Genomic DNA, 20,444 nt, shown 5'->3' with positions numbered 1-20,444 from the left:
CCATGGGATTTTATTGCGTGTTTTTTGAAAACCCCACGCTATTTTAAATTACCAAGAAAAACACAGTAAACGACTTACTGTGTTTTAGAGTTTTAATTATTCACCCTTTTCAAGAGCTAGTGTTCTAGTTGTTAAATCACAAACCTCAGCTGGTCCATAGTACTGAATCGCACCTGGGTATGTGTAGCATGTTTCCTTAGCCCACTGTTCTCTGTGTGCTTCGAAGAACTTGAATGGCTTACCATCGAGTTCAACAAGAGCCTTTCTGATTACCGGCTTATCTTCACCATGTCTTCTTTCGATGTTCATCATCTTTGTGATTGGCATACCACCAGCTACCCATTCATCAGCTGACTTAGATAGGTTAGAAACCTTTGATAGATATCCATTGTAACCATATTGGATTAACATGAATGCATTGTAACCTAATGAATAGCAGTAGTCTGCATCGAAGTTAGATGGGAATGCACATCTTCCTTCATAACCGAAGAAGTGGTGTAATGCATTAAACTTACCCTTGTAAGTACCTGCAGCCTTTCTCTCTTCTAACTTAGCTTTCACGATAGCAGAGAATAACTTCTCAGATTCAATGAGAGATACCTGTACGTTTCCGTGTGGGTCTCTTTCTAAGAATAACTGCTGCTGGATTCCTTCTGGAAGAATTGCGAATACTGCCATTGCTTCCTGAGATAATCCTTTTTCAATAAATGCATACTTTTCTTTCCAGTTTGGTAAAGCATTGAATGTTTCTGCCTTACTACCAGCAAGTAATTCGTTGATTTCAGCGATTAATGCAGAGAACTCTGGAACGAATTCAACAACACCTTCAGGGATAATTGCTACACCGAAGTTCATACCCTTAGCAGCTCTAGCTTCTACAGAATCAGCGATATAGTCTGCAATCTGTGATAAGGACATCTTCTTTTCCGCAACTTCTTCAGAAATCAAGCAAACGTTTGGTTGTGTCTGTAATGCACATTCCAAAGCAACATGAGAAGCGGAACGTCCCATTACCTTAACGAAATGCCAGTACTTCTTAGCAGAGTTAGCATCTCTTTCAATGTTACCGATAACTTCACTATATGTCTTAGTAGCTGTATCGAAACCGAATGAACATTCAATATCTTCATTCTTTAAGTCACCATCGATTGTCTTAGGGCAACCAATTACCTGTACACCAGCATCATGAGCTGCGAAGTACTCAGCTAAAACAGCAGCGTTTGTATTAGAGTCATCACCACCGATAATAACAATCGCTGTGATACCGTGCTTCTTACAAACTTCAGCCGCAACTGCAAACTGCTCTTCTGTTTCAAGTTTTGTTCTACCAGAACCGATGATATCAAATCCACCAGTATTTCTATACTGATCGATATAAGCATCATCGAAAATTAAATAATCATCTTCAAGTAATCCACTTGGACCCTTCTTAAATCCATATAATACATTTTCTGGATTAGTTGCCTTTAAAGCATCGTATAGACCGCACACTACGTTGTGTCCACCAGGTGCCTGTCCACCAGAAAGGATAACACCTACAACCTGTTTCTTCGCTACGGATGTATTCTGTCCCTTTTGGAATGTGATTTCCTTCTTACCATAAGTATTTGGGAATAAAGCCTTGATCTTTTCCTGATCAGCAACGCTTGTTGTCTCTTCCCCTTCCAAAACTGAAATCTCAGAGATACCGTTTCTTAGCATCTTTGGAAGCTTTGGTGCATACTGATATCTAGCTTTTTGTAGTGGTGATAAATCTGTCATATTTTTACTCCTTTTCGATTTAAACCTCATTACTAGAATACCACAACTTTTTTGAAATAAACATACAGAAGATTTGCTTGTTTTCTTGGGATTCGAGCATGATTTTAAAAATTGAATACTGATATAAAACATCGCTATTACGCGATGTCTTAAAGATTTATATTTGCTTTTGAATATACCTTACAACTTTTGTTAGTTTACTCTTCTTCCACTTTCCATCTTCAGCCGTTTTGGCAAGTGGATAGATAATTTGAAAGTCTAATGCTTCTCCTTCTACACGTCCACTACGTTTAGGATTCAAGAAGTTTTCTTCCCATTTTTGTTCATTTGCATTTTGATATTCTTTTGGATTCAAGTAAACCAACTGTCGTTTATACGCAGAAACCATCATCTTAGCCGCAAGTGCTTCTAAGTTTCTATACTCTTCTTCTTGCACATCCACAAAGATATCAGGCAATTTTGCAGTACGCACATGTTCTAACTCGCGATTGATACGAATACCGCAAGCATCCCAAGTAAACTTCTTTTCAGTAAAGTTGATTTTAACTAAGATACCATGCTCTGTATTGTATTGTGCACGTTGATAATCTGTATCAAAGATAAAATTTCCAAGGGAATAGAAAATTACTTTTTCCCCTACAGTCTCATAATTCATTGGTACATGCGGATGATGCGCTACCACAATATCTGCACCCATCTCTAAGAATCGATGATAACGGTCTCTTGTATAAGAAGAAGGTAATGATGTAAACTCCTCACCACCATGGCAAACAATTACACACCAACGGCAAGTCTTTTTGATTTCATCAATGTTTTTCTGAATGCGCTCCATATCATTCCAAAGAAGACATCCAGCTCGATTCGTATCAGCCGGTTTGCAGCCTCGACGATATCCAACACTGAATAAACCAATCCCACCAGCTTCATCAAATAATAAAGGTCTAGCAGCTTCTTCAATATTCATTCCTGCCCCAACTGTTTGAACGTGATTCTCTTTAGCAAGTTTTAAAGTTTGTGCTACGCCTTCTTCACCAGCATCTAAGATATGATTGTTACATAAACTCCACACATCTGCATGCATGTTATTCAATACTTTAATTGCCTTTGGATTCATTGCATGAATGAGTTGTTTAACACCAGATGTATCATCCTGTGGTGGCAAGTCAATGAGTGCCCCTTCCACATTTGCCACAACATGGTCACCACTATGCAAAAAGCGCAAAACGCCATCTGTAATCAGATGTCTATCTTCCCATTTTTTATCCATGTATTTATCAAAGCCAATATCACCTGTAAATACAAATGAACTCTTCTTTTTCATCTCATCACCACGTTACTTATCTTTGACATCATAGTATAAGTTTAGTTCACTTTCAATTCTAATCCATCATTAACAGATTGTTCATCTCAAATTGTAATTGTTGCAAAGATACTATTATGCCCTTTGATTACCTCAAAGCCTGCTTCTTCATAGATTTTAATTTCTTCCTTCGCGTTTACATCCACTAAGGTCATCATTGTATTTGTTCCATTCATTTGAATGGCTTTTGATAAGAGTGCTTGTTCATACCCTAAGTTTTGATACTCAGGTAAAATAAATAAACTATACGGTTCATTTTGTTTATATGTATATGTAACATCTAAATATCCAATTAGTTGTTCGTGATTGATTGCCAAGAATACTCTAAAACGATCAAATGCAGATAACACCTTCTCTGCTGTCCAGTAAGTTTCCTTAACGTGCATATCAATATATGCCTGTTTCCACTGTTCAGTATAGAGTTGTATATCTAACGGATATTGTTTATGCGATGGAAATCTAGCAATCATACGTTGCTGTTCACTTTCAAATTTTGCATCTTTTGAAATGAGTATATTCTTGAGCAAGACATTCTTAGGATTTATAACAAAGTCGCAACGATATCTTTTGTAATTTTTCTCCAAATATTGAAACAGCTTATTGTATGCATGTTTAGACTTTGATATACCAATGATCATTTCAATATATTTTTCGGTTGGTAAAATCAGTAATACGAATATCCCATCCGTATTACCACCATCAATATTTGCATATACATATTGGTCTTTTTTCTCAAAAGCACCATACAGATTGTTATTATCATACAGATAATGCGGATCTACATAGTTTTCATCACTACATATTTCATTGATGAATGCTTCATAACTATCCAAAGAAGTAATTTCTTCCAACATTTTTTTGGTACCTTTCTTTTATAGATCTCTATTTTCTAATGAATTCATGATCAACATTTTCGTTTGTATCATCCGAAATATATCTTTCAACACGCATGTGTAAATCATATTTATCACGCAACTTCGCAATCTCTAACATCATTGGCGATGTGTGATGAAAATCAATTGATTCTTGATCCTTCCAAGAATCAATTAACAATACCGTTTCATCATCATTTGCAGGATAGAAATATTCATAGCGTAAGTTTCCATTTTCTTCACGAATCTTCTTTGTTAATCCACTAGATTCCATCTCATTAGCAAACTTTCTTGCATTTCCATTGATACCTGTATAGTAAATATTGATTGTAATACTTACTATGTATCCTCTCTTGAATTCATTACAATCATTATACCTAAACTTCCCATATTATAAAAAGCATTTCAGAACTGAAATACTTTTTATAATATCTACTAATTTAAACGTAAGTGAATTACCATAGTTCGTTTTAATCTATCTGAAAAAAACATCACAATCTTGGATATCAGTTTTAATCCTCTGCATTGTTTCAAAGCATCTGCAAAGAATCCACTCACATTTACTGGCTTCGTGTTTGTATCTTTTGCGAATTCACATGGATTATCTACCGCAAAATACATCTCTGCATTCATATTTCCAGTTCTTCTAACAAATATATTTGCACGCTTTAATCCAATACTATCTGTCGCATCAAATACCATTTCACATTTTGGAATTCTTTTTTGTATTTGATGAATAAAATGAATAATTTTATCTTTTGTAAAATATTGAAATACACCTGCTAAAACAATCAATGTATGTTTAGAGGTATCTAAGTATTCAGCCCACTTCATCGAGAACATATCACAATCAATGAGTATCTCATTTTTACCATGACCAAGAAGTTTTTCTCTCACTGCAATTACATGTTCCAAATCTACTTCATAGAAGTTAGAAATATTATTTCTGATGCGGAAATATGCTGTTTCTAAACCTGCACCTAAAAACACAACATTGCATGCATGGTTGTTTTCTAAAAATGAAATAATCTTTTTATCAATCATCTGCTGTCTACAAACACTAGCCATATTGAAATACTCAAATGTATTCTGTGCAATTTTCTTTAGAGAGATATGGTTCTCAAGTAATAACGCTTTTTCATCATAGAAATAATTAGGGAATCTCTTAGATGCATATATTCTCGCATATAAAGGAATGTACAATGTATCTTCTACTCCTTGTAAGGAACTTGTATCATTCATAACTCTTTCCCTTTCCATGGAATACAACGGTTTACGCGTTGTCGATATTGGACATACTCTTTTCCATATAAATCTTCTAACCATTTTTCTTCCGTTAACTTCATTAATACAGTCATAAACCCCCAGTAGATGATTGGCAATACTAACAACACTAGATTTCCGTAAATCAATAAAACCCCTGTGCACACAAACATGAACGCACTATACACTGGATTTCTTACGTATGCATAGACACCAGTAGTTACCAATTCATTCTTTATGATATGTGCATCAAGTCGGTCAATAATAACAGCCTTCAACCATAGAGTGATTCCAATAATGAAACATAAAATACCAATTAGTACAAATATCAATCGTATATTAGTAAATGTAATGATAGGAATCATTCTTGTGGTAGAAAGAATGATACTGATGACTGTCATCAAAATAATAGTGATGACATACATTGGTCCAACACCCAAGATTGGTAGATGATTCTTTTTCATATTTTCCATCCTCCAATAATTAAAAAATTCTAGTTAGTTATATCTAACTAGAATTTTAGCACTTCTCATCAGTACGTTTCAATATTAATTAAAGGTATAGATATTATTTTTTCCTTGAAAGATCTTTATCCAAGGAATTCCAAACTTTATCTAATAGAGAATGGAACTGTTTGCCTTCTTCTTCACTCAAGCTAGATAGCAAGATAGATTCTGTTGATATCATTCCTTTTCTAGCATTCGTGATTGCCGCATATCCCTCATCTGTAAGAGTAATCACCTTTTCACGTTTATCCTTAGAATCAATGCGTTTTAATAAACCCTTTTTCTCCATACGCTTTACAAGTCCACTGGCCGTAGGTTGTGCAACATGCAGTGCATTTTGGATATCTTGCACGGTTTGATATCCATCTTTACTATGGTGGAAAGATTCAATAACCATCAGTTGAGATAATGTTAAACCTCCCTTTGCCAATAATAATTCAGTCCGCTTCTCTAACACATCACTGATCCAGTGTATATACTCACCGCAATCTATTTTTCTTGTCATGAGAAAATTTTATAGCACGCTATGTATATCGTCAATAGATATAAAATGCGTAAATAAAAAAAAGCTTTGAAACTTCTTTTTATTAATATTTTTTGCAAATCTACGACTTTTTATATTTTTTATAAATATTTATATACGTTAGTATTAACAGTAATAATCCAATGGTACTATCAAACAGAATTATATTACCACCCATTTTCATATCATTTAAACCTACAATTGTACCTAGCCAAAGAGGCAAAGAAAACACAATCCACATTATTCCATTTGCATGGTTATATGCACGAACATCTGTAATATCCTCTTCATGGACTGTATCACCCGCCCAAAACCACATAGGTTTCTTTCTGTTCCATGCGTATATTCCAATGCATGTACATAGAAGACTTGAAGGAATCATTATACTCAGCCATATTAGATTATCCATATCTATAACCCTCCTATCAGACTGTATTCCAGAAATCCAATGAATATATCTAAATATAATATACTATTTTTTCATAATAAACGGCAGAGATTTTATACTCCACCCTTAATCAATATTATTTATTATGAGATTTACTACGCTTATGAAAATCTTCATCGATGCGTTCTTTCCAATTCTCATTCACAAAGTTACATTTTCTTAATGTACCAATTACTTCACCAATAACCTCATAATTTAATGCAGTACCTGCACTATCACAGTTGAAATTAACTGCTCTACTTTCATCAATACCCATATAACTTGCGACATTAACAGCATCAATATTGGCACCCAAGAATATAAACTCCCAGCCATACTTTTCTTTTTGTAATTCTATTAGTTGTCTTACCTTGCCATAATCATAGCTATGACTAGAATTTTCCATGCCATCCGTTGTGATGACAAACATCGTATGCTCTGGAATATCTTCTTTACGCGCATATTTATGAATATTCATAATATGGCAAATCGCATTACCTACTGCATCTAGGAGTGCTGTAGATCCTCCTGTAACATAATCTTTCTCTGTCATTGGAAATATTTCTTTTACATCGACTCTATCGTGAATCACTTTACTTTTGTGATCAAACAGTATTGTGGAAATCAGGGCTTCCCCTTCCTCTTTCTTCTGTTTTTCAATCATTGCATTAAAGCCACCAATTGTATCGTTCTCTAATCCATGCATCGATCCACTACGATCCAAAATAAATACTAGTTCTGTTAAATTCTTTTTCATACACTTACCTCCTAAGGTGATTACCTTTTGTATGACTTAAGTGTATCTATATTTTTTGATGTAATGGTCGCTTACAAAGCGACATTTTTTATCCACCAATTAAACTTTGGTCAAACGCAAATAATGCTTCATTGATTTCATAGACATTATAATTACCCTGTTTCACAAAGTATTCGATAATCAAATCAAACTTACTAGAATGTGATAATGCAAACCCAGCCTTTGCAAGCATGTTTTGCATTTCCTCTAACGATAATTCTAGTGCTAAAGCGAATGCAATAACTGTAGGTTTAGACGGCTTATATAATTTATCAGAACGAATCTTTGAAAAGAGTTTTCTATCGATATTTGCTTTCTTGTAACACTCCGCATCACTCATACCACTCTCGTCAATTTTTCTTAATAACATTTCTGAAAAGCTTTCATCAATATCATTAAGCCACTCCGTTATTGATTTCTGTTCAGCAGAACTTAATGGTACTGACTCTTCTTTTAAACATGCATGCTCAAACTCTACAAATCTAGCTCTTTGCAAAAATAAAGAATCAGAATGTTCATCTACATATTGATCATCAATGTATGATTTGATATCAGAATATAATTTATCCCCTATTTCATATGATTTACGATCAAATATCACAAGATATACCATCATCTCATTATCTAAAAGAAACTTTCTAATCTGTTCAACTGCAACTCTTAATGCTTGCGCTTTTGGATACCCATAAATTCCAGAAGATATAAGTGGGAATGCTATAGATTTACAACCGTATTCATTTGCAAGATTTAGAGAAGCTATATAACATGATTCAAGTAATTTTTTTTCATTATGACTTCCATCAATCCAACGTGGCCCTACCGTATGGATAACATACGTGCATGGTAATTGATACCCTTTGGTAATTTTAGCAGCACCTGTTTCACACCCATTTAGCAACTTACATTCCGCAAGTAATTCAGGTCCAGCAGCACGATGAATACAACCATCTACTCCACCTCCACCTAAAAGAGAATTGTTTGCAGCATTGACAATTGCATCAACCTTCATTTTTGTAATATCATTTCGAACAATTTGCAAAGGCATAAGAAACCTCCCTGTTAATAAAAACATTTGTGCATATAAACTTTCTTATATTCTACTTCACTTCATATTGTTTTGTATAAAACTTTACAAATATCATTTATCAGTGTACTTCTTTAAAATACGAAATTCATTACATTCATAAAAAAGAGTCATGTATTTATAACATGACTCTGTTTACACCTATTTTTTACTTACTCTTCTTGAAGCATAGGAACCAATCTAAGCAGTATTGATCTTCTGATTGATTTTCCATACGTTCTCTAGCAGTACCACAACTTCCAGCTGTTGGAACAATTACATCATCACCTGGACGCCAGTCTGCAGGTGTAGCGCAATGGTCTGAATCTGCTTTTTGAAGTGCGAGAATAATTCTCTTAATTTCATCAAAGTTTCTTCCAGTTGATAGTGGGTAGTATAAAATTGTACGAATCTTACCGTTTGGGTCAATTACAAATACTGCACGAACTGCTTGTGTATTAGAAGCATTTGGCTGAATCATGCCATATTTGTTAGCAACTTCCATACGGATATCTTCAATCAGAGGGAAAGTAACATTCACATGCTTCATATCCTTCCATTCAAGTTCTTGGATTCTACGTAACCATGCGATGTGTGCATAGAGTGAATCAACTGAAAGACCAACCAATTCAGTATTAATTGCCTTGAATTCATCAATCATTGAAGCAAATGTCATAAACTCTGTTGTACATACTGGTGTAAAGTCTGCTGGATGTGAAAATAGAATTACCCATTTTCCTTTGTAGTCTTCAGGGAAGTTAATCTCCCCCTGTGTTGTAATCGCCTTAAACGCAGGAGCATCTTCTCCTATCAAAGGCATTCTTTCTCTAATTTCTTCCATATTCAAATTCTCCTTTCATATATTTTTTGAACATGTATCTTTGATTAATAATATTATCTGCTATAATTTATATTAATCATTGTATTATTTGCGACAAAAATAGGAGGAAATTCTATGGATACGATTATTTTTCAAAATGAGAGTTTACCCGTACAGGTAGAACTTGAAAATGTAGCTTTGCGCGAAATGCATAGTGAAATACTTCATTTACACGATAATATTGAAATTATCGTCATAAATAGTGGAACTGTAATATGTTCGGCAGGAGAAGATAACTTTGAACTTCGGGCAGGAGATGTTTGTCTGATTAACCATAAACAAATGCATAGAATCTGTGCAAATGGTGAGGCTAGATGTGCTTATAAAGTATTAAATGTTGGTGTTAGTCTTCTAATGCAAAATCCACTCATCTATCAAAAATATCTCAAACCTATGATAGAGGATAACTCTTTCTCACATATTAGTTTTGATGGAAATAGCGGTGCAGCAGCTAAGATTGCGGAATTAATTACAGATATTGACGAACTCCTGCATACCTTACCGAGTGGTTATGAGTTACGATTAATCGCTCTACTGCATCTTTTATTCCATGAAATATATCTGACATATGTTAACGAGCCTAAAAAGCCACCGATGGAAAATAACGCATTTATCCAACAAAAAATGATTGAATATATATATAATCACTTTAACGAAGAAATTATTTTAGATGACATTGCTCACGCAGGTAATGTAAGTCGTAGCCAGTGTGCAAAGATCTTTAAGAAATATGCTCATCTATCCCCAATGAATTTCTTAAATAAACACCGCTTAGAAATCAGTCTTCATTTACTACGTTCTACTACAAACAGTGTTTCTGAAATTGCACAGAGCTGTGGTTTCTTTGATCAAAGCTATTTCAATCGACTCTTTCTAAGAGAGTATGGATGTACACCACTTAGCTATAGAAAAAGTGGATGGAAAAGTCCATCTATCTCCTAATCCCACAACTAAAAAATAACCTAGATAAATAATCTAGGTTATTTTTTATTATGCTTTTTTATATGTTCTAGAATAGATAATCATTTGTATAACGATAGATACAATGATTGATACTGTAATGTATACCAGCATCTGTGTCATATCTAAATAGCCATCAAACAACCATGCTTTAAATGAAAATAGTTCTTTGATGCTTGTCACAAACATTCCCTGTTCAACTCCATTCAATGATGTGTTCATATGCTCTAGTAACCCATTAATCAAGACATTTCTTAACACAATTGTAATCTGACTTGCCGGGAAGATATTACATACAGTTTGTACAGCTTCAGAGAACTGTGAGATAGGAATATATGCACCAATAATAAATCCAGAAGCTGCAGATAACATTCCAAAGAAAGCTCCGCTAGCACTAACAGATTTGAAGAATAAAACTACTATCATAAAGATTGAAGTTGCAGAGATAGATCCAAGTGCTACAACACCAAATGCCTTTAAAATCTCACCAATCCCAAGATAGATATCTCCTTGCACACCAATCACTCCAAGCCCAATCGCAAGTATCATACTTGTCAGAATCACTGAAGATAATGCCGCAGAGATAAAGTACGAGAAGATAATCTGTCCTCTTTTCAGGGGTGTTGCGAGAATGTCATAATCCACTTTATTTTCTCGATCTTTTACAAGGGTAATTAAACAGTTATATGGAACTGTAATCATAGCAGAACCTAGAATACCCGTTAAAAGGATTAGATTTGCAAACATGTCTTTATCATTCTTATCAATAAGTGAAGATAAACCAGGGAATTGATTTATTGCACTATCCATCGCATTTATAAATGTATCTTTTAAGAATAGTAGATACAATGCCAGTACGATCATTGATGTTAATAAGGAAAAAATAATAGATTGTTTATCCTTAAAAAATAGTAATAAATTTCTTTTTGTTAGTCCTAAAAAACCTCTCATGTTATGCACCAAGCTTTCTACCTGTTAAGTTCAGGAATACATCATCCATACTTCCTTTTACGATTTCATAATCCGTAATTTGATGACGATTTTGATATAAAAATTCTGTTAAATTAAATTCATTTTGCGATTCTAACTTCACGATATAGTGATCAACTTCATATCTGTATGCAAAGTCACTAATTAACTTTTCATTTTCACTGTTTTGTTCTGTATACCAGATGAGTTTTGTATTTGTATACTTATTCTTTAAACCTGCCGGAGTATCATTTGCGACGATATGACCTTTATCTAGAATTACTACTTTATCCGCATCTCTGACTTCTTCCATGTAGTGTGTTGTAAGGAATATTGTCATGTGCTTTTCCTTACGAAGATAGTCAATATACTCCCATACTACTTTTCTAGACATAGGATCGAGTCCAGTTGTTGGCTCATCCAGGAATAGAATCTTAGGATCATGTAGAAGTGCTCGTATAATATCAATTCTTCTTCGTTGCCCCCCAGATAATTTCTCATAATTACGATTCCAAATACTCTCTAATTCAAAAGCATGCATCAATGGATTTAAACGTTCCATAATTTCTTGTTTACTAATACCATAGTAGGAAGCTCTCGTAAGAAGATTTTCTTTTACAGTTAGTTTTCCATCTAGAACCGAATTCTGGAAGACAATACCTATATTCTCGCGAATCTTATCATCATCTTTTCCTAACGTATAATCAAATATCTGTACATCTCCTTCTGTTTTATCGAAGATTGTACATAGCATATTAATCGTGGTAGATTTACCTGCACCATTCTCACCAAGAAAGGCGAAGAACTCTCCTTCTTTTACTTCAAATGAGATATGGTCTACTGCAGTTGTCTTATCATATTTCTTTGTTAAGTTTTTTACTGTAATTGCATTCATAGTAATAACTCCTCCTAAATCTTTTTCTTTCTGAAAGCATCTTATCACCATGAAAGAATAAAAAAAGTGCTTCTCTACCAACCTGCATATACAGGCTACTGAGTTGCACTTTTCCTTTAAAATCATCTATTTTTATAATTCAATTCTTATTCTGAATCTTGTATATCTTTAATTGCCGTATTGATTTTTATCTCATCTGACTTCGCAATCCATGCAGTAACAAACCATATAAATACATAGATAATACTGTACAAAACAACAATCTTACGTACATCAAACAAGTTTCCATACCAGTCAAAAAGATAACCACATAGAACTACAATTCCACCAACTGATATAAAATGTATTACTATTCTCATCCACATTACATTCTTCTTCAAACTATCTAAATCTAAGAGAAAATAAGTTGGAAGTGAACACAAAAATCCTGTTAAACATATCGAAATAGGAACATTCCAGCTTAAAGTTAATGACTCTGCACCTGAGATATAATGTTGAAGAATCATCTGTATTCCAATTCCAAAAAGAATAGCAGCGGAAATCATAACCGTTTGATGAAAAATAATTTTTGCTTTTTGCATTTTAGATTCCTAGCCTTTCCTTTAATTCTTTTACATAACTTCTTGCGATGATAACTTGTTCTCCATTCAAAAGTTCTGCTGTCATCCTGCCGTTAATTTCAGATTTAACAGATTTGATCTTTCGAATGTTGATAATCATTGCCTTTGCGGCCCTGAAGAAATTACGAGTCAATTCACTTTCAAGTTCATATAATCGATATGAAACTTCAAGAGTATTATCCTTCGTATAGATATATGTTCTCTTATCTATAGATTCAATATAATAAATTTTATCAATCTGACACATGACAGTCTGACCATTATAACGCGCTGCTATAACACGACAGTTATTCTCAAGTGTATCGATTGCACTTTGAATTGTATCCGTCACTTCAACGACACTTACTTCAGCATGTTCATCATCATATGAATTTACTTTTTTGATTTCAACCTTCACGATGTCACCACCTATCAAAAAACTATACAAAAATCAGTTTCTATACTATACTGACCTCAAAAATTAGACCAAGAATCTAACGAATGGTGGTCAGCTTGATGCAGTTTTGGCCATCTGATCAACCATCTTATCCACATCAGATACTTCCATGCCCAAAGCAGACATAGTATCAGTTACCATGTATGATGCTGATGCAAGATGAATACCTCCTGCAGCTGCTAAGTTTAATACTGTAGAAAGCGTATCACGCATTTGCTGAGTATCGTATCCCGCAAGAGCAAGGTAATTAAGTGCCTCGGTACAGTCACTAGCTGAATACGCTGTCTTAGATTCCATTTCTTTTGCTAAAGCTTTTAGAGTATCCATTATGTTAACAGATTCTCCATTGACCTTAGACATAGAATCTTTCGTAATACCCATAGTAACCTGAACCTGACTCATGGAACCTTCAAAGTCAGCAGTTGTTTTAACTGATGCAGCACCAAGACAGCAACCGCTGTAGAAACAACAGTTACCTTCTTCCCTACATTTGTAATTCCGTTACCTATTTTCTCAAGCTTTCCACCAACCCCACCAATTTTAGTTAGTGTCTGATTGGTTTTAGATGCCTGAGATTTAAGACGGTTTAATTCAGCTTCGGTTTCTGCAATTTCTCTTTGTAATGTATCATATTGTGCTTAGATTATCTCCACCCTCTGCAACTGTTCATTTGCCTATTCAGCTGCCGTTTTTAAAGTTGCAAGCTTTTCCTTTGTTTCTCCAATATCCTGAGTTAAAAGCTTTTGTTTTTGAACAAGAATATTTGTGTTTGTTGGATCAAGCTCAAGAAGTCATTCCACATCTTTCAATGCTGATTGAGTATTCTTAATTTGACCATTAACGCCCTCAAGTGTAGTTTGTAGCTTGGTAGTATCATCGTCAATTTCTACAGTGATACCTTTGATTCTGTTTGCCATTGGCGTCTACCTCCTTAAAATTTTGCATAATAAAAACTCGGATTTCTACGAGCTAGTTGTATTTAATTTCAAAGTTCTCGTCCCAAAGAAAAATCTTCGTTATATTTGAACTTTCTTTATTGAATTGTATAAAAAATTTGACTTCTGCACTATTTTTATCTTGTCCATCTTCCCATTCTAATATATATTCGTATGGATAATAAACTGCACCTGGGCTTATTGGCTTTTTATTACAAGTTTCAAAAATTTTAAACTCTGTTTCCTTATTGGGTTCAAGAGTTAATTTTTGTGCATCATTCATTGCTCCAGATAAAGATATATTTCTTGCTGTTTTTAATGAAAAATTTGTGATTGTGCAATATATTGTAATATTTTCAATACTAAAATTTCCATCTTTTGTACAAATTTCATAAGAATTGTTATCTGAATTTCCATTTTGCAATATATTATCAATCTTTATATTAAAGTAGCATCCATCTCTACTTAATGATTTTTTTGAAAATACATTTGCCTTCTTTGCTTCGTCGTTGGCTTTCTTTGCAATAGAGTTTGCTCGTATCGCAAAAAACAATGCTAATGCAGATATTACATTTGTAAGAATCTCATTCCAATACGTTTTAACAAATTCAATTATCTCTTCCATGATAAGTTTCTCCTTTCTGTTCAGATAGGAAGAATATACCAGATTTTTAAATAAAAAACAATTTGTCAGAACTTATCAAAGTCCTCCTACGTTGCTAGATCATCATACTTCACTGAATCATTTAAAAATGAAGGAGTACATAATGACCACTCCTTCAAAGAAATTTACAATCAACTTTATCTATTTGATTTAATTTTGTAGTAATCCTCAGCATCTAAACCAACATTTACATGATGCTTTGCCTTCGCATTTTGGTTAATCAACAAACAAACCGTCTCTACATGTACTGTCTGAGGAAATAAATCAACAGGTTGTACGAGTTCTAGTCTGTATCCATTGTCACTGAGTATCTTTACATCACGTGCAAGTGTTGCTGGATCACAGGATACATAGACTAGTCGTTTTGGTGCGATAGTTACGATAGCGTCAATTGTATCTTTTGAGCATCCTTTGCGTGGTGGATCAATAATCATCGCATCTGTTTGTATCTTTGATTTGATAATTTGTTGTGCACCTTCGGATGCGTCCGCATTGATGAATTTAATGTTTGTTACATTGTTATTTTTTGCGTTGGTATTCGCATCACGGATTGCGTCTGTGACAATCTCAATACCATATACTTGCTTGGCTTGTTTTGCGGCGATGATACCCATCGTACCGGTACCACAATACAGGTCAATGAGCGTTTCATTACCTGTCAATCCTGCAAGTTCAATTGCTTTAGAATAGAGTTCTCGAGTTGCGTATGGGTTAATCTGATAGAACGATCTAGCACTGATTCTAAACGTACAACCAAGTAACTCTTCTTCGATGTAATGTCTTCCAGCCAGTAAGATTTCTTCACCATCGAGGATAACATTATCGTCTCGTTTATTCACGATAGCGACAAGGCTCTTAATTTGTGGGTAGTTTGCTAGGATGTCTTTGATTAAGCTATCACTATTGTGAAATGGATAGTTTCTTACCACAAGTGCCACCATCACTTCGCCTGTATTATGTGCATGCTTGATCAATACATGTCGCATATATTTCCCACATGCAAGCATGTCGAATTGTTTACGGAAGTAATTTGTAAGTTCATTTGATAAGTCCGTTTGTACATGACACACATCATATTGCACAATACGATTGGAATGTGGAGCATAGAATCCCATTTCTACCTTACTGTCATTGTATTGAACTGGTATTTGTACTTTATTACGATAATTCCAATGTGGTTCCACTTTGATAATTGGTTGTATTTCGACATCCATTCCTGCAATCTTATGGAAACAATCTTCGACTTTGTTTTCTTTGAACGTATTTTGTTCGATACTATCCATGTGTTGTAGTTGGCAACCACCACACTGTTTATAAACAGAACAGATTGGATCGATGCGATGAATTGATGGTTTTAGGATTTTGATAATACGACCGTAACCATAGTTCTTCTTCATTTTTGTGATGCCAATCTCTGCTTCTTCTCCATTTAGAAGACCTGGCACAAAAATGACGATACCGTTAATACGGGTAACGCCTGCACCATCTTCTGAATAACCTGTCGCTGTTGCGATATATCTCTCGTTCTTTTCCATCATCGTTTACATTCTAAAAAAGGGATATGTTGTATCCCTTATTGTTGAGTCTGTTGTGTTTCTTGTGTTTGAGTTGATTCTGTGTTTTCCTTGTTTTCAGTATTCTCAGTGTTTTGTTGGTTCTTTTGAGCTTCTGCTTCAGCAGCTGCTGCAGCTTCTGCTGCTTTTCTAGCTTCTACTGCATCTCTTAAAGCCTGAGCAATTTCTGGATTCTTTGGATAACTTACTAACTGATAGAGTGGCGCACTCATAGCGGATGTCTTTGTATATACACCATAGACGAAGTACTCTGCTTCACGACCATCTGGGATATTAGAAGTATGAATTTCTAAATCATACATCTTCATATCATTAGCCTGTGAAAAGTATACGTTTGGATCTAATACAGATGTAACTGCCGCATAAGCACTCTCTGAAGCTGCTTGTACCACATCATATGTTGTGTCATCTGGTAAATCGATATACACACGTAAAGTTCCAGTTGCTAGATGTACACTATGACCTGTTACACCTTCAATCGCACCTACTGCATCATCTACTTGCTTTAGCTGATCCTTTGTAATTGCAGGATTTAAATCATTTTCATAACGGTTACCCAATACTGGTGAATGGGAATCCATATATGTCGATGCTAGCATCCAACCAAAGTAAATCGCTGGTGCAAGAATCAATATCAAGCATACTGTAAATACAATATGCACAAGTTTTAATCCGTGTTTTCTGTTTTTCTGTGTCATATTACTCTCCGTACTTATTGTAGTCTTTTTCTGAGAAATACGCCAGTCTTAATCATGAACGCGTTTTTTGAGCTCTTCCTCTAAGATTTGAGATACCATTCCTGGGTTAGCCTGTCCCTTAGATTTCTTCATGACTTGTCCAACTAAGAAACCTACTGCACGGCCCTTACCATTCTTGTAATCTTCGATTGCTTGTACATTTGCGTCGAGCACTTCGTTAACCATTGCAGTTAACGCTGAACTATCGGAAACTTGTTTCAAGCCCTTTTCTTCAGCTGCTACTTCTGGGTCTTTACCTAGCATCAAGTCATCACACAATTGTTTTGCTTGTGCAGAGGATACTTTTCCTTCGTCCACTAACGCAATCATCTTGGCAAGCATTTCTGGTTTTAATTCAGATTTCTCAATGCTTGTTTCATGTTTGTTAAGCCATGCGCTGACTTCGCCTAATAGCCAGTTGCACGCAGCCTTTGCGTTTGTTGTATACTTCATGACTTCTTCAAAGAACTTAGACATTTCCATATCAGCGATTAAAATACGAATGTCATGTTCACTTAATGCGTATTGTTTTGCATAACGTTCTTTTCTCGCTTCTGGAAGTTCTGGCATATGTTCTTGAATATCTTGAATCCAAGAAGGATCTAGTTGTATTGGGAAAATATTTGGTTCAGGGAAGAATTTATAATCCACAGAACCTTCCTTACGACGCATCATGACAGTTGTATTTGTCTTTTCGTCGTAACGACGTGTCTCCTGATGAATCACTTCACCTGCTTCTAATAGTTTCTTCTGACGTTGAATTTCATACTCTACAGCTTTACCGACATGGGAGATAGAGTTTAAGTTCTTGATTTCATTTTTAACACCTAACTTATCAGAACCCTTTGGTGCGATAGAGACGTTAACGTCACAACGCATGGAGCCTTCTTCCATCTTACAATCAGATACGCCGATATAGAATAGTGTCTGACGAAGTGCTTCAACGTAAGCTTCTGCTTCTTCTCCAGTCTTCATATCTGGGTAGGATACGATTTCGATAAGTGGAGTTCCAGCACGGTTAAAGTCTAATAAGGAAAACTTTGTTAAGTGGAACTGCTTTGCTGTATCTTCTTCCATGTGAATACGTTCGATACGTATCTTCTTCTTACCAGCACTCGTATTAATTTCAATATATCCATTTCTTCCGATTGGATGGAATTGCTGGGTGATCTGGAATCCCTTTGGTAAGTCTGAATAGTAATAGTTTTTACGATCAAACTTTACAAGCGGATCAATTTCTAAGTGTAGTGCAGTACATGCTTGAATGGCTTTCTTAACTGCTTCTACATTCACTGATGGAAGTGTACCTGGATGACCTAAGTCGATCTCATTAACACAAGTATTTGCTTTACGTCCAAAGGAAGTTGGCGCACCAGAGAACATCTTTGTGTTTGTCTTTAACTGACAGTGAATTTCAATACCTATGGTTGCTTCGTATTCCATTATTTCACCTCCGTCTGCAAATCCCTTAAACCTGTGATATCTTCAATTGCCTTTGCAATTGTAAACATTGTGCTCTCATGCCATGCTGGGCATGTTAGGTTTACACCAATTGGACAACCCTCTTCAAATCCCATTGGGACTGTCATCGATGGGTCACCTGAGAAGTTTGCCATTGCCATGTAATTTTCTGCTACTAAGTAGTCAGTTGATAACTTATCATCGTTATTGATTTCATCGATGAATGGTGCGATTGTGCCACTGGCTGGAGCAATAATGCAATCATATTCCTTAAAGCATTCTTTCATCGCATTAACAATCAAGCGTCTAACCTTCTGCGCCTTACGGAAGATACGCTCTTGGTTAGCTTCAAATAAACCATAGGATCCAATCACAAATCTTCTACGAATCAAAGGCCCAAAGCCCTTTGTACGTGAGTTTGTCATGATTTCTTGCATATCTGCGCCATCTTCACGCACACCGAAACGAATACCATCAAGGTTAGAGTGATTGGAAGCCGCTTCACAGTTAGCGATTGTATAGTACGTAGGCAAGATTGCACGCATGAGCTTATCATCAAAGTGATACATATCTACCACAGCACCTGCTGCCTTGAGCTTATCTACAAGTTCATTAAATAGCTTCACTGTTTCTGGATTAGATACACTATCGATGACATTCCCAAGAATCGCAATCTTCTTACCTTGGATACTATCATTGAGTGCATCTGTGTAATGTTCAACTGGACGATTTGATGAAGTAACATCTAAATCATCACGTCCTGCTAATACTTCTAATGTAATGCATGCGTCTTCGACGGATCTTGTAAAGTAACCTACATGGTCTAATGAAGATGCGTAAGGAATAATACCGTAGCGACTGATTCTTCCATATGTTGGTTTTACACCAACAACACCACAATAAGATGCAGGTTTTCTTACAGAGTCACCTGTATCTGAACCGATTGCCATCGGCACAACACCTGCTGCCACAAGCGCTGCAGAGCCACCAGAAGATCCACCTGTCATACGACGTGTATCCCATGGGTTATGTGCTGCACCTGTAAAGCATGTTAAGTTTGTACCACCCATCGCAAGTTCATCCATGGATGCCTTCGCAATACATACCGCACCTGCTTCACGTAATTTCTTTGTGATTGTCGCATCATAGATTGGGAAATAGTTAGAGAGAATACGTGAACCTGAAGTTGTACGAATTCCCTTTGTATTTACGTTATCTTTGATTGCGATTGGAACACCATGCAGTAAACCGCCTTCTGGTAGTTGACTTAGTTGTTCCTTTGGATCAACAAATGTGATAACTGCGTTTAGTTTCTCCTGTAATTCCTGTGCTTTTGCGTAAGCTTCTTCACAGCGAGCAGCACTATCTGCTGGATGATTTACCATATCTTTAATCATTACTTCACCACCTTTGGTAGAACAAAATGTCCTTCCAATTTCTTCGTTACATTTCTCATCGCATCATCTTGAGAGATCACATGATCTGGCTCATCATGACGGATGTATGTTGTTGGTTCTTCAAACGGATAAATCATTTCTTCTACACCGTCTGTATTAATTTCTTCCATAAGCGCAAACTGTTGTTCAAGCGTTCCAAACTCACTTACAAGTTCGTCTGCCTCTTCGTTTGATAGATTAAACATCAGTTGGTTCGCTAACTTTTGGAAGTATTCTCTGTTTTTGTTTTCTACCATGATTTATACCTCATTTCTCGCTGATATATTTTAGCCTTAAATAGCGTTT

24 protein-coding genes are annotated in these 20,444 nt (G+C 35.4%); 1 reads left to right on the top strand and 23 read right to left on the bottom strand.

Annotated features, from left to right (window positions below; translation table 11 throughout):
- Positions 1 to 96: 96 nt before the first annotated feature.
- The 11 genes from RYK16_RS06755 to RYK16_RS06705 form a co-directional block, all read right to left on the bottom strand.
- Positions 97 to 1,761 (bottom strand): diphosphate--fructose-6-phosphate 1-phosphotransferase, encoded by a 1,665-nt coding sequence (locus tag RYK16_RS06755; protein WP_314851505.1) that lies wholly within the window; start codon positions 1,759 to 1,761, stop codon positions 97 to 99.
- A gap of 157 nt (positions 1,762 to 1,918) precedes the next feature.
- Positions 1,919 to 3,082, bottom strand: a complete 1,164-nt coding sequence (locus RYK16_RS06750; RefSeq protein ID WP_314851504.1) for a CapA family protein — start codon at positions 3,080 to 3,082, stop codon at positions 1,919 to 1,921.
- Between the two features lie 86 nt (positions 3,083 to 3,168).
- Positions 3,169 to 3,975, bottom strand: a complete 807-nt coding sequence (locus tag RYK16_RS06745; RefSeq protein ID WP_314851502.1) for a GNAT family N-acetyltransferase — start codon at positions 3,973 to 3,975, stop codon at positions 3,169 to 3,171.
- A 28-nt stretch (positions 3,976 to 4,003) separates the two neighbouring features.
- Positions 4,004 to 4,315: an antibiotic biosynthesis monooxygenase gene (locus RYK16_RS06740; protein ID WP_314851506.1), complete on the bottom strand. Its 312-nt coding sequence runs from the start codon at positions 4,313 to 4,315 to the stop codon at positions 4,004 to 4,006.
- 113 nt (positions 4,316 to 4,428) lie between these two features.
- Positions 4,429 to 5,235 carry a class I SAM-dependent methyltransferase gene (locus RYK16_RS06735; protein ID WP_314851501.1) on the bottom strand — a complete coding sequence of 269 codons (807 nt, stop codon included), beginning with the start codon at positions 5,233 to 5,235 and terminating at the stop codon, positions 4,429 to 4,431.
- Complete coding sequence (locus RYK16_RS06730) at positions 5,232 to 5,720, bottom strand: isoprenylcysteine carboxylmethyltransferase family protein (protein ID WP_314851500.1); 489 nt, start codon at positions 5,718 to 5,720, stop codon at positions 5,232 to 5,234. Before RYK16_RS06730 ends, RYK16_RS06735 begins: the two co-directional genes overlap by 4 nt.
- A gap of 103 nt (positions 5,721 to 5,823) precedes the next feature.
- Positions 5,824 to 6,267, bottom strand: a complete 444-nt coding sequence (locus RYK16_RS06725; protein ID WP_314851499.1) for a MarR family transcriptional regulator — start codon at positions 6,265 to 6,267, stop codon at positions 5,824 to 5,826.
- A 100-nt stretch (positions 6,268 to 6,367) separates the two neighbouring features.
- Complete coding sequence (locus RYK16_RS06720; RefSeq protein ID WP_314851498.1) at positions 6,368 to 6,694, bottom strand: hypothetical protein; 327 nt, start codon at positions 6,692 to 6,694, stop codon at positions 6,368 to 6,370.
- Positions 6,695 to 6,809: 115 nt separating this feature from the next.
- Positions 6,810 to 7,469 (bottom strand): hypothetical protein, encoded by a 660-nt coding sequence (locus tag RYK16_RS06715; protein ID WP_314851496.1) that lies wholly within the window; start codon positions 7,467 to 7,469, stop codon positions 6,810 to 6,812.
- Between the two features lie 88 nt (positions 7,470 to 7,557).
- Positions 7,558 to 8,553 carry an O-acetyl-ADP-ribose deacetylase gene (locus RYK16_RS06710; protein ID WP_314851495.1) on the bottom strand — a complete coding sequence of 332 codons (996 nt, stop codon included), beginning with the start codon at positions 8,551 to 8,553 and terminating at the stop codon, positions 7,558 to 7,560.
- Between the two features lie 187 nt (positions 8,554 to 8,740).
- On the bottom strand, positions 8,741 to 9,412 hold the full coding sequence (locus RYK16_RS06705) for a peroxiredoxin (RefSeq protein ID WP_294208964.1): 672 nt from the start codon (positions 9,410 to 9,412) through the stop codon (positions 8,741 to 8,743).
- Between the two features lie 114 nt (positions 9,413 to 9,526).
- On the opposite strand from RYK16_RS06705, the gene RYK16_RS06700 reads away from it, so the two are divergent.
- The gene (locus RYK16_RS06700; protein WP_314851493.1) at positions 9,527 to 10,393 is read left to right on the top strand and encodes an AraC family transcriptional regulator; all 867 of its coding nucleotides are present in this window, start codon (positions 9,527 to 9,529) and stop codon (positions 10,391 to 10,393) included.
- Between the two features lie 48 nt (positions 10,394 to 10,441).
- Here RYK16_RS06700 and RYK16_RS06695 read toward each other — a convergent pair whose 3' ends face one another.
- From RYK16_RS06695 to gatC, 12 genes are all read right to left on the bottom strand, one after another.
- Positions 10,442 to 11,362 (bottom strand): ABC transporter permease, encoded by a 921-nt coding sequence (locus tag RYK16_RS06695; protein WP_314851492.1) that lies wholly within the window; start codon positions 11,360 to 11,362, stop codon positions 10,442 to 10,444.
- Between the two features lies 1 nt (position 11,363).
- Positions 11,364 to 12,275 (bottom strand): ABC transporter ATP-binding protein, encoded by a 912-nt coding sequence (locus RYK16_RS06690; protein WP_314851491.1) that lies wholly within the window; start codon positions 12,273 to 12,275, stop codon positions 11,364 to 11,366.
- A 146-nt stretch (positions 12,276 to 12,421) separates the two neighbouring features.
- Entirely contained in the window at positions 12,422 to 12,856 is a 435-nt protein-coding gene (locus RYK16_RS06685) for a DUF3021 family protein (protein ID WP_314851489.1), read from the bottom strand.
- Position 12,857: 1 nt separating this feature from the next.
- Positions 12,858 to 13,292, bottom strand: coding sequence for a LytTR family DNA-binding domain-containing protein (locus tag RYK16_RS06680; protein ID WP_314851488.1), 435 nt, complete (start codon positions 13,290 to 13,292; stop codon positions 12,858 to 12,860).
- 90 nt (positions 13,293 to 13,382) lie between these two features.
- Positions 13,383 to 13,733: a phage tail tape measure protein gene (locus RYK16_RS06675; protein ID WP_314851486.1), complete on the bottom strand. Its 351-nt coding sequence runs from the start codon at positions 13,731 to 13,733 to the stop codon at positions 13,383 to 13,385.
- A gap of 389 nt (positions 13,734 to 14,122) precedes the next feature.
- Complete coding sequence (locus tag RYK16_RS06670) at positions 14,123 to 14,248, bottom strand: hypothetical protein (RefSeq protein ID WP_314851485.1); 126 nt, start codon at positions 14,246 to 14,248, stop codon at positions 14,123 to 14,125.
- 52 nt (positions 14,249 to 14,300) lie between these two features.
- Positions 14,301 to 14,891 (bottom strand): hypothetical protein, encoded by a 591-nt coding sequence (locus tag RYK16_RS06665; RefSeq protein WP_314851484.1) that lies wholly within the window; start codon positions 14,889 to 14,891, stop codon positions 14,301 to 14,303.
- Positions 14,892 to 15,067: 176 nt separating this feature from the next.
- On the bottom strand, positions 15,068 to 16,468 hold the full coding sequence (rlmD, locus tag RYK16_RS06660; protein ID WP_314851483.1) for a 23S rRNA (uracil(1939)-C(5))-methyltransferase RlmD: 1,401 nt from the start codon (positions 16,466 to 16,468) through the stop codon (positions 15,068 to 15,070).
- A gap of 35 nt (positions 16,469 to 16,503) precedes the next feature.
- Positions 16,504 to 17,202, bottom strand: a complete 699-nt coding sequence (locus tag RYK16_RS06655) for a hypothetical protein (protein WP_314851482.1) — start codon at positions 17,200 to 17,202, stop codon at positions 16,504 to 16,506.
- A 48-nt stretch (positions 17,203 to 17,250) separates the two neighbouring features.
- Positions 17,251 to 18,684: an Asp-tRNA(Asn)/Glu-tRNA(Gln) amidotransferase subunit GatB gene (gene gatB, locus RYK16_RS06650; RefSeq protein WP_314851481.1), complete on the bottom strand. Its 1,434-nt coding sequence runs from the start codon at positions 18,682 to 18,684 to the stop codon at positions 17,251 to 17,253.
- A complete protein-coding gene (locus RYK16_RS06645) occupies positions 18,684 to 20,099 on the bottom strand; it encodes an amidase family protein (protein WP_314851480.1) in 1,416 nt (471 codons plus the stop codon). Before RYK16_RS06645 ends, gatB begins: the two co-directional genes overlap by 1 nt.
- Complete coding sequence (gene gatC / locus RYK16_RS06640) at positions 20,099 to 20,395, bottom strand: Asp-tRNA(Asn)/Glu-tRNA(Gln) amidotransferase subunit GatC (RefSeq protein ID WP_028077705.1); 297 nt, start codon at positions 20,393 to 20,395, stop codon at positions 20,099 to 20,101. Before gatC ends, RYK16_RS06645 begins: the two co-directional genes overlap by 1 nt.
- Between the last annotated feature and the right edge of the window lie 49 nt (positions 20,396 to 20,444).

This window comes from uncultured Solobacterium sp. (assembly GCF_963550625.1).
In the GTDB taxonomy this organism is placed as follows: domain Bacteria; phylum Bacillota_I; class Bacilli_A; order Erysipelotrichales; family Erysipelotrichaceae; genus Bulleidia.
Note: the sequence above shows the minus strand (reverse complement) of the source record. Positions and strands in the feature narration are given on the sequence as shown.